We start from the raw sequence: 10,404 nt of genomic DNA, 5'->3' as shown, positions 1-10,404 counted from the left end.
AAGCTTACAAAACTTTTATTTTGTTGATCTAAAAGTCGAAAACGAAGGGACTTCAAGCTTGTGCTTAGTGTAATGGTTGTTGCTTTCTGTAATGGTGGCGTAGACTCATGCGCCTTTTCTAAATTATAGTTTGGAACTCTTGGAGCCAAGTGATGTACATGATGGAAACCAATATTACCTGTTACCCATTGTAAAACTTTAGGAAGCTTGTAATAGGAGCTACCATCAACCGCGGCCTTCACATAATCCCACTCCTTTTCGTTTTCAAAGTAGGAATCCTCAAATTGATGCTGTACGTAAAATAGCCAAACTCCAAGTGATCCTGCTACAAAAAGGATGGGAGCTTGAACGAGCAGAAAACCTTGCCAACCAATACCCCAACATAAAAGTGCATACACTGCAACAATTGAGAAATTTGTTAAATATGTGTTCAAACGTTCCTTTCGTTTCGCATCTTTTCGATTCAATCGGTTAGAAACTAAGAAAAGATAGATGGGGCCTAATCCAAACATAACAATTGGATTGCGGTAAACTCGGTAAGCTAACCGGCCCCAGTAGGAAGCTGCAATATACTCATCAACTGTCATGACCCACACATCACCAGTTCCCCGTTTATCTAAGTTGCTACTCGTGGCATGATGAATCGAGTGGCTTCGTTTCCACTGTTCATATGGAAACATGGTGATAACCCCACTAATTGTACCAAGGATATTATTTACTTTTCGACTTTTGAAAAATGATTGATGACAACAATCATGGAAAATAATAAAGATTCGGACGACGAACCCGGCTGTAACAATAGCTAATGGCAATGTTAGCCAATAAGAAACGGACAAACTTTGATAAGCTAGAAACCAAAGTAGGAAAAACGGAAGGAATGTGTTTATCAATTGCTTTATACTCGATTTCTTATTGGGTTTTTCAAAAGGTGCTACATTTTTTCTTAGTTCAGTCGTTTTCTGTTTGCTCATGTTGACCTCCTTAAATCTTTACCGTGTTTAATATTCAGCTTTTCTTTATTAATTTATAGTAGCGCATAGTAGCTGGTAATAAAACATACAAACGTCAAGTAACTAGTATGACAACTGTCATACATGTATGGATGTATTTTCTTAATGCAAGGAATAAGATGAATTAACTGCTATTCAGAATCAGAAGTAACTATCTCATGAAGAGGTAGCTGCTTCTGATTTTTTAATGTATATCATATATATTTTTAGTTACTATAGGGAACCCAACAAAAAGAACCTAATAAAATAACTTAACAGGTAATTTTTTTGAATTTTTGTCGAGTTTTCAGAAGAATAATTATCGTTTACTAGAAATTACTTTTCTCACCAATTTCAAGTTACTTACAAGAATAAGAAAAATAATTGGGTATACTAGAGCCGAATATAGTAATTTCCAGCCATTATAATAAAAAAAGTCCGTGTTAACTACGAACCATTCGAATACAACAGAAAAAGTGTCCAACTTAAAATATAAAGTACTTTTCTTCCTAAAGCTTTGTTAAATGGGTAAAAATTCAAAAACTAAAAACTGATAGAGAGAAAGTTACCCCATAAGCGTAGGCAAAAATACATGTAGCATATATTTCAATAGGGACTAATCTTTTAGTTGTGAAAAATGCTAGTAAATTAAAAACTAAAAAGCACACAAAGACATACATTTTTATTAGACTTCCACCTTCGATTACTAAATAAATTGGATACAATTAGTATGTCTATTTATAAAATTAAAATGTAAATTAGCCAACAACGAATAAATTTTCACATCCGGAACAAACTAACTACTCAAGACGCCGTGAGGCATCTACGAAAATCCTTTAGCAATAGAGCAGAAAAAACCTATCTTTTCTAACTGGGAAGAGGTAGGTTTTTTGCTTTTTAAGATGAATCTTACATCCAGTCTTATTACCATAATATTTTTTCTGGTATACATCAAAAAAGAACCCCTTATGGCTAAACTGCGGCACAAGGGGTTTAAGAACGGATGATTACTTACTTTGTGCAACTTTTTATACATCCTTGATTTGATAGGATTTATCAAACAAATGAATGACCTTAAGATGAATAAAGATTGCACCTTCTATTCATATGCTAGAGCATATCAAAAGTAGTATTCATATTTAAAAATATGCTATTATTTATCTACAGTTATAGAGTTACCTTAAAAAGCAGCCTCACTCGAATGCTATTAAAGAATGAGGTTGCTTTCACTCTTTTATTAAAAACCAAAACTAATTAAGTGAAGTTATCTCTTCTAATTGGTTTAGCATTTGATCAATAAATTGACTGATTACAATGGTATTATTACTAGTAAACCCTTCTTCTAGTCCTACTTCAATCATAAGTTCTCTTGCTGCTTCTATGTCTACAAGGAAAGTATTTCTTAAAGTGCTATTATATCTATAACTTTGCAATGATATACCCACCTACCTTTCTAAGTTGTTAATTCTCCATTTAACAATAACTGGATTTTAACCGTATGACAATGATTGGCCTTGTAAAATCCAATTCAAAGCGTAGGATGCCGATTTTAGAGTTTGAATGGTTAAGTTTTTATATTTAATAAATATTTTGATTCGTAGATCTATGAAAAATATTAACACCTGTAACAGTATAGTTTTATGCATTGTTAATTTATAAGCATTTTGATTTTTTTACAAATACTCGGTACTTCATTTCTAGGTGAATTTTTTTATAGGTGTTTTCATCTGCTATGCCGAACCTAACAAGTCACGAGGAAGGAGCTGTTAAGATGAATTCGAAAGAACAAAAAAGGTTAGTAATTACTAGGAAACTGATGGATAATGCTAAAAAACGAATTGATTTATCTTCTGAGTTAGAACAAGATTTAGAGAATTTAGGATTACAACGACGAATGAAGCAATTAGAGTTAGAAAGCAAGTTCCTAAAAAATCAGAACAATGAACTAATTTAATTCACAGCACCCATTCAGGGGTGCTTTTTCAACATTTTAACCCTTTTACCTCAACCCCCCCTATCTATTCAATACTTTCTCCCAGGGCAAACAAATAAAAAAGATGGTTTACTCTCTTTTTATCTAATTCAGCTCTGTCTATCTATGTATGTTTTATAATGAGATTTCAATAATCGCTATTTATTTTAAATTAACATGTTTCATTTCCAAAATAAATCTTTGATGGTCCAGATTACTTGATCTACAAAGGTTAATTCACGATTATATTTCTTCCACTCCTTCTCATAGTTAACCTCAATACTACATTCATAGAAAAGAACCCATGGTCTAATTGGACTATCTTTATAATGGCTTCCTTATGCTTATTATTAAATTATAGTACTAAAACCCAACAAAATTTGACAAAATAAAAACCTTAACCTTATTCTATACTTAAAGATAAACTCAAGGAGTTGAGTTATAACATAAATGGATAACATGCAGCGCTTTATGGAGTTAGTTTTAAAGTTTGAACAATCCTTAAATAGAAAGCTAACAAATCAAGAAAAGGAATTTCTAATGTGGGTTCTAGAAAAAGAAAAACAGATAGAAGCGTAATTCTAAATTACTTACTCCTATCTGTTTTAGCAATGAAGGGTAGAGCCCTTCTTTTCAATTCTTCCTCAAGAATAAGAATGAAATCTTTATCTAGCTTTAATTCAATTGCTTTAAAGTACGATGCTAACAATGTTTGATCATTTAATTTCTCCATACTTCCCCTCGCTTTTTTTGAGCAACACCTCTAAATATATAACAAGTTGAATTTGATGTTAAGCATTAAATGAAAATTACGAAAATTTACAATAAATACGCAAACTATTTGAGATGTTCCAAGAATCACCTGAACATAGTAGCACCATTCATGTAGAAAAACTCCTGCTGCTTGTTTAGAAGTTTTCTGTTTTTAAACTATAGATTCCCGATGTTCCTAGTTAATATAATAACTCCTTGCAGTACACATACCCAAAAGACTCTATCAGTGAACACAGGATATTAGATAGCATGTCCATTTGTATTCTGCATCTTTCTATACATATGCGACAGCACATTAAAAACAGTCTCTACTTACAGAACGTAGTAATCTATATATGTTTCATACTTCGGATACGTATGAACAAACCCTTACAAGAAAGCAACCTCGCTTGCCAATATCGAGGTTTCTTTTTACTCTCCTCAAAAAAAGAAAAGCTAATCAGTCGCAGAAACCTCTTCTAAATGGTTTAGCAATTGATCAATAAATTGACTGATTGCAATGGTATTCTTACTGGTGAATCCTTCTTCTAAACCAACTTGAATCATAAGTTCTCTTCCTGCCTCTATATCTACAAGTAAGGCTTTTATTAAACCATTGCTATTCCTATATATTTGCAATTATCTAACCACCTATTTCTCTAAATTGTTACATTTTTCTTTAACACTAACTATATTTTTGCTTTCTAACAATATTTTTTCCTGTAAAATCCAATTAAAAGCTCAGAATCCCTTTTTTAGGGTTTGAATAGCTTATTTTTTATACCTAATGCGTGTTACAATACGTCTTGTAGATGCACATAAAAATTCCATTTCTAATTTCATAGTCAAGAAAAGTCCTCGTAACTCGAGGACTTTTCTTGTATTTGACATAGAGTTATTCAATTTTTAAATTAAAAATTGAGTAACTACCTATAAAATGAAAAAAAGGACAAACATGATGACTTGTTTGTCCTTTTTACATAGAATAACCCTCTCAATTAATAATCAAGAATTTGCTTAGTATACGTAATAAAATCACTTAAATGCTTATCTAAGATTTGCTGCAAAATACCCTGATTAATCGCTTGATAATCGTGAACAGCAATAGTAATGTTTCGAAACCCTAACATGTCTTTCATTCTATACGCAATCTCACTTGTAATGATTGTGAATCTAGCATACCAAAAGCTTCTCTGCTGGTTCGAGGAAGTCCTAATCGTTCTTCAGCTATAAGGATAGGTTCTGTTCGTTCTTTTATTTTCTTTTTAAACTTATGGCAACTATATATTTATTTTATATTGAGAAGAGTGTTATGTTTCTCACACATCCTTTCTTATTGTAATCTACTTGTGACCTTCACATTCTCTAACTGGAACTTTCATAATACTATTTTTTTACCCCTTAGTAAGTTCAACTAGATAAAAATATTTGTTGATATATGTAACTTTTTGAAGATGAATAAGTTGAACTAAAGGATTGAAATTCCGCGCTTCTTCTTGTATAATGAGTTCAACAGAAGTTCAACTTAAAAATGAGGTGTATAAACATGAAAATTTCACGTTTTAATAAAGACTGTGGAAACTCCGTTGATATGAATATCATTGATGGATACCTATTTGATTTCCCAACCAACGTTGTAGAACTACAAAAAGATGTTGCTGATTCATTTTTTACAGATGCAGTAACAGCACCAGAAGAATTTAAAAAGCGTATCTTACTATCTACAACAATCGGTGACGAAGAGAAAGAACGTTATTTCTTAGTCGGTGACATCGCAGCAAGCCAACAACTTGCGAATAACCACATCAATCGTTTACATAACAAAATTACAAGTCATATTCCTTATGTGACATTTCTAGCTGCCATTGCATACTATCATGCATTACATGCAAAAGATCAAAAAGATAATAGCATCGAGATTGACTATTTCTCTACGATGTTACCAATCTGGTTACTAAAAAAAGAAAGCACATTTGGTGAAGCGCAAAAAGCAATGGCAACTCGCTTCTTAGGTGACCATGCTTTCCATATTCATACACCAGGGTTCGAAAAAGAAATAAAAGTTTCTGTAGAAGAAAGTGCATGCTTAAAAGAAGGCGAAATTGCACGCTTTGCATTAAAGAAAGACCTAACGCTTCAAGACCGTGAAGATGCCAATGAATATGTAGAATGTGAAACCGTGATGGTCGATATTGGTGGAGGATCCATTGATGTTGTTATTTTACCTGAAGGATTAAAAGCTGCAAACAGTCGCGAATCGTTCCAAAGTATTGAAGGTATTCCATACTTAGCGCACATTGATAAGTTACGAAAAGAGAAATTCCCAGAGCTGTTTACCGATTTACGTGCATTTGATCAGTTTATTTTAGATAACTACAGCAAACAAAAATTTGAGTTAAAGAATGAAAATACGGGTGAATCTATTGATTTAACAGCTCAAATTACATCTTCCCTAAAAGAATATGTAGAGATTTTACTAGCGAAGTTAAATGACGTGGCCCCACCGCCAGCAAATAAAATTCGTAAATACGTATATAGTGGCGGTGTTGCTCCGACACTAGAAGTAGCCATCATGACAAGTATGAGTGAAAAGATCGGCGAAGAACGTACAGAGAAATATCATAAAGTACCAGAGGATAGCCGTCACTTGAACTTATTCGGCTTAGAAATTCGAAGCATCGGTTACCTTCAAAAGAAACAAGCTGAGAAGAAAGCCGTTAAATCCTAACAGCGTAGGTGATAACCATGACAGAGCGTCAGAACGCCTTTACGATTAAAACCAATCAGTTAAGTGATGAAGTCTATGACATACTCGCAAAATATGCAAAGTCTCGAAAATTAGGGGACTACATTTCATCTTTAATTGTTCGTGACCTTCATCGTGCATCTACCAACCAAGTAGAATCAGCACATAGAACAGAAGAGCTTCTCGAACATATCAATTCAGAACTGCAGGAATTAAAGCAATTAGCTAAAGCTAATGGTTTTGTAGGTAAGCAAGAAGAGTTAGAAGACAAGCCTTCAGAAAGTCAAACCTTAAAAGAAGGTAAGATTGCAGATTTAGAGCAAGTATCTGGTTCTTTAGACGACGATGATCTCGAAGAATATAGTGATTTTTAAAACACTAAGCCACTAGGTATCCTAGTGGTTTTTTTGCTTTCGGTGGTTTATTGATTTTTAAGGTATTTCCATTTTCATATTTACAGAGAACGTGTTCAGACTAAAAGAATGATGTGAATAAGGGGGTTATTTATTGGTAATAGCAATCAGACCCAGTACTTCTATTTGTTTTAAGCCCCCCTTCATACTTCTTTGTATCAAGAACATTAAGTAAGCGATGTGACAAATACCGTATTGATACTCAATTTGCTCCTAAAGTGTTAGATAGAAGGAATCGGTATAGTCATGGTATACTAATTACAAACATGGAAATGATGGAGGATATTATGACAAAACGATTAGATTTGCGTGTCGACTTTGCATTTAAATCACTATTTGGCACACATGGAAATGAATCTATTTTAGCTGCTTTTTTGAACGCAGCACTCCGTTTTCCAGATGATAAAAAAATTCAGACGGTGCAGTTATTAGATCCGCATTTCAATAAAGAAAACCAAGAAGATAAACGCTCTATTTTAGACGTACACGCACAGTTAGAGGATGGAAGCCGCGTTAATATTGAAATTCAGCTTAATAACAAACATGACATGGAAAAACGAACACTCTATTACTGGTCTAAAATGTACAGTAGTCAAATGAAAGAAGGCATGGACTACGGAGAGCTTTGTAAAACGATTACCATTAACATTGTGAACTTCCGTTATTTATCTCATATTCATGATTATCACTCTACCTTTCAGTTATATGAGCGAGAGCAGAAATTACTCTTAACGGATATGCTGGAAATTCATTTTATGGAGCTACCTAAGTTATTAATAAAATGGCGTAACAGAGAGGTAGATCCACGGGAAGATCAACTTGTGCGATGGTTATTATTACTTGAAGCATCCGAAGATGAAGAAATCACTCAGGTATTGGAGGAGATTGCGATGCAAGAAGATCAAGTATTGAAGAAAGCGATGGACGAGTGGGAACGTGTTAGCCAAGATCCGGAAGTCCTATTAGCATATGAAGCACGAAGAAAAGCATTATTAGATGAAAAGTCAGCTTTAAGAAGAGCTGAAAAGCTTGGAGAAGAAAAAGGAAAACAAATAGGTGAAGAAATAGGCGAAAAGAAAGGTATCATAAAGGTGGCTTTAAGTATGATCCAAAAGGGTTTAGATAACCAAACAATCGCTGAATTTACAAACCTTACACCAGAAGAAATTGATAAACTACGTCACCAATAATCATATTTAAAAAAGAGACTGCCTAATAAAGTAATTTTATTAGGCAGTCTCTTTTTTAACTTCTTCATTATCAATTCATCCAATTTGAAGTTTATTGTAATTGAGTTAGCTTATATTTATTTTCTCTTTATTACGCAGCGTACTATAGTAGGAAAATATAAGTCTTATATTTTTCATTAAATTTAAGGCTTGTTTTTATATACCCTCTTTTAAGTTGCGCTAGCATTTTTCTTTTTTTTCACAGGTAACCCGTACTTATTGGAGTTTTCTTTTATTTTTTTTGCTATTTCTTGTGCTTCTTCTTTCGTCATTTTCATACAAAAGACTCCTCTCAAGTTCTAGTATTATAAGTTTTTTCCAATATCTCAAAAAAATATACATGCTCCTCCCTCCCCTGCCATATACATGTTTTAGGTATGTACAAAAAGTCATTGTCCTAGAGATAATTTTAGATTTCAGGAGTGATTAGGTGAGAATAGAAGAGCAGAAAAGAAAAATTCGAAGTGACAAAAAACGAGATGTAAAACCATCACTTCCAATTGATCTTAAAGAATGTGTTTATCGATTGTCTTACATTACAAATACGCCTGTAAAAAATGTAGTTGAATCAATTTGTATATCAGGCCTTTCTTCTTCAAAAGTAATGGACTACCTATCAAATTATTTTAGAAGAGGATTTAGCTTTGGCAGCACTGTATATATGGGAGACATGTCCAATGAGCCAATTAGACACCTATACAAAAATATTGAGAAAGAGCGTGTCTCTACACGCTTAAAAGATGGGCATGGAGAAACGTATGATATCCTGAAACGCTTAGCTTATGCTTTAGATTGCTCTCCTGCATTAGCTGCGTCCTTTTTAATTGAAGCGAGCATAAGGAATTCTGATTTTGTTGATGAATATATGACTCGACATTTAGAAGAAGAATTGGACCAAGGAAGAATAAAGGAGTTAAAAGAGGTTTTAAAGTTCATTAATAAAAATAACCCTTATAAGGAGGAGTACAGTTTACACAATTTAATTTCTTATATTATGGATGAATTAAAAGTAGGCGCAACTAGCTTGGGATCTTCTATCCAACACTGGTTAGAAAGTGTACAGCATAAAAAATAGTTCAGTCTAAAAAACCTTTGAAGTTAAGATTCAAAGGTTTTTTGTTTGTCCTTTATTTCGTTATATAAAATTTTTGCGCCTAATGGACTTAGAACTAAATTATTTGCATATCTATGGTTTTGAGGTGTTATCTCACCTGTAATCAGACATTCATTAGATTCTTTGTATTTTTTTATCTCTATATGATCATCTTCCAATAAAATCTCTACTTCATCATCTTTACCTATATCTAGTAGCTTTCTTAGCTCAATGGGAATTACTATACGCCCCACTGTATCTATCTTTCTTAACGTACTTAGTCCCTTCATGCTGACTCTCCTTTTATATGTTCATAAGCAAAACTTTCATATTATACTATAAATGTACAAATTAACCAATTTTAATTTTACAAACTAGGTTTTAAGATACAGGTTTAGAACTTTTTCTTAGATTGCTCTTGTACGTAAATACAAGTACGCGCATGTTCACGTGAAAAGAAATGATCTTGTTTATGATAAACTTTCACTCCACAAGAGGGGCAAGCAAAGAAACCCACTTTAGGACCTTGAGTCACTTCGTGTGCATAAAACTCACCAGCTGTTTCAAACATCACTACATGGTTCGCTTTCTCAATCTTAGCTCTCATACAAGCATCTCCCACCTTATTTTGAGTTTACTTCCATAATAAGGTTTAATATGGTGAATTGTAAAAGAAAATGTATACGTATATACCTATATCTGTTCATCATTCGTTTTTAAACTAAAACGAACGATAAAAGTGATAGAATTCCTTATATAAAATAAAAGTCCATAAAGGTATACTTTTACGGACTTTGTGATTTTCTATTTAATGGAATATGTATGTGAAGGTAAGTTAAAATAAACAATATATTAATAAATTTAAAAGGAAGAGAGTTTAATTATGAATCAATTATTTTGGTTTTTAAATAAAGCAGGTTTAATATTTAAGGCACATTCGGAATATGGAGAAGCTTATTAAAGTTAAAGGAGATTTTGTTACATGTTTAGTAAGAAAAGAACCTATCAAATATTAATGGGACTGACCCCTAATAGTGAGACAAATAAGAAACACCTTTAATGGAGATGGTACGATAAACTGAACACTAAATTAAGAGAAAAAGGTGATTCGGTTTATGGGTAGAAAAGTTTATGATCGTCAATTTAAAATGGCTGCCGTTCAGTTGGTACTGGAAGAGAACCTATTTGTAAAAGAGGTTGCGAAAGAAT

The 10,404-nt window shown here is 32.9% G+C and carries 12 protein-coding genes; 5 read left to right on the top strand and 7 right to left on the bottom strand.

Features of this window, described 5'->3' with window-relative positions; all coding sequences use genetic code 11:
- Positions 1-971, bottom strand: a 971-nt coding sequence (gene desA, locus AC1DEF_RS28690; RefSeq protein ID WP_477727711.1) for a Delta(5) desaturase DesA, incomplete at its 3' end; no start/stop codon positions are given.
- A 1,268-nt stretch (positions 972-2,239) separates the two neighbouring features.
- Complete coding sequence (locus tag AC1DEF_RS28685) at positions 2,240-2,422, bottom strand: Spo0E family sporulation regulatory protein-aspartic acid phosphatase (RefSeq protein ID WP_097825573.1); 183 nt, start codon at positions 2,420-2,422, stop codon at positions 2,240-2,242.
- Between the two features lie 299 nt (positions 2,423-2,721).
- On the opposite strand from AC1DEF_RS28685, the gene AC1DEF_RS28680 reads away from it, so the two are divergent.
- Positions 2,722-2,943, top strand: coding sequence for a hypothetical protein (locus AC1DEF_RS28680; protein ID WP_230185540.1), 222 nt, complete (start codon positions 2,722-2,724; stop codon positions 2,941-2,943).
- A 604-nt stretch (positions 2,944-3,547) separates the two neighbouring features.
- Here AC1DEF_RS28680 and sda read toward each other — a convergent pair.
- From sda to AC1DEF_RS28665, 3 genes are all read right to left on the bottom strand, one after another.
- Positions 3,548-3,694: a sporulation histidine kinase inhibitor Sda gene (sda, locus tag AC1DEF_RS28675; RefSeq protein WP_097825572.1), complete on the bottom strand. Its 147-nt coding sequence runs from the start codon at positions 3,692-3,694 to the stop codon at positions 3,548-3,550.
- 476 nt (positions 3,695-4,170) lie between these two features.
- Positions 4,171-4,353: an aspartyl-phosphate phosphatase Spo0E family protein gene (locus AC1DEF_RS28670; RefSeq protein ID WP_255255835.1), complete on the bottom strand. Its 183-nt coding sequence runs from the start codon at positions 4,351-4,353 to the stop codon at positions 4,171-4,173.
- Between the two features lie 359 nt (positions 4,354-4,712).
- A complete protein-coding gene (locus AC1DEF_RS28665) occupies positions 4,713-4,853 on the bottom strand; it encodes a HepT-like ribonuclease domain-containing protein (protein WP_255255834.1) in 141 nt (46 codons plus the stop codon).
- Between the two features lie 407 nt (positions 4,854-5,260).
- On the opposite strand from AC1DEF_RS28665, the gene AC1DEF_RS28660 reads away from it, so the two are divergent.
- From AC1DEF_RS28660 to AC1DEF_RS28645, 4 genes are all read left to right on the top strand, one after another.
- Positions 5,261-6,442, top strand: a complete 1,182-nt coding sequence (locus AC1DEF_RS28660) for an Alp7A family actin-like protein (protein ID WP_318331549.1) — start codon at positions 5,261-5,263, stop codon at positions 6,440-6,442.
- 17 nt (positions 6,443-6,459) lie between these two features.
- Positions 6,460-6,834, top strand: a complete 375-nt coding sequence (locus AC1DEF_RS28655) for a hypothetical protein (RefSeq protein ID WP_025751496.1) — start codon at positions 6,460-6,462, stop codon at positions 6,832-6,834.
- Positions 6,835-7,160: 326 nt separating this feature from the next.
- Positions 7,161-8,063 carry an Rpn family recombination-promoting nuclease/putative transposase gene (locus AC1DEF_RS28650; protein ID WP_025751495.1) on the top strand — a complete coding sequence of 301 codons (903 nt, stop codon included), beginning with the start codon at positions 7,161-7,163 and terminating at the stop codon, positions 8,061-8,063.
- Positions 8,064-8,532: 469 nt separating this feature from the next.
- Entirely contained in the window at positions 8,533-9,177 is a 645-nt protein-coding gene (locus AC1DEF_RS28645; RefSeq protein WP_097825570.1) for a hypothetical protein, read from the top strand.
- A 23-nt stretch (positions 9,178-9,200) separates the two neighbouring features.
- Here the strand turns inward: AC1DEF_RS28645 and AC1DEF_RS28640 are convergent, their stop codons facing one another.
- Positions 9,201-9,485 carry an AbrB/MazE/SpoVT family DNA-binding domain-containing protein gene (locus tag AC1DEF_RS28640; protein ID WP_097825569.1) on the bottom strand — a complete coding sequence of 95 codons (285 nt, stop codon included), beginning with the start codon at positions 9,483-9,485 and terminating at the stop codon, positions 9,201-9,203.
- Between the two features lie 104 nt (positions 9,486-9,589).
- A complete protein-coding gene (locus AC1DEF_RS28635) occupies positions 9,590-9,802 on the bottom strand; it encodes a hypothetical protein (RefSeq protein ID WP_097825568.1) in 213 nt (70 codons plus the stop codon).
- Positions 9,803-10,404 lie beyond the last annotated feature (602 nt).

It is taken from the genome of Priestia sp. 10L35 (assembly GCF_056395685.1).
Note: the sequence above shows the minus strand (reverse complement) of the source record. Positions and strands in the feature narration are given on the sequence as shown.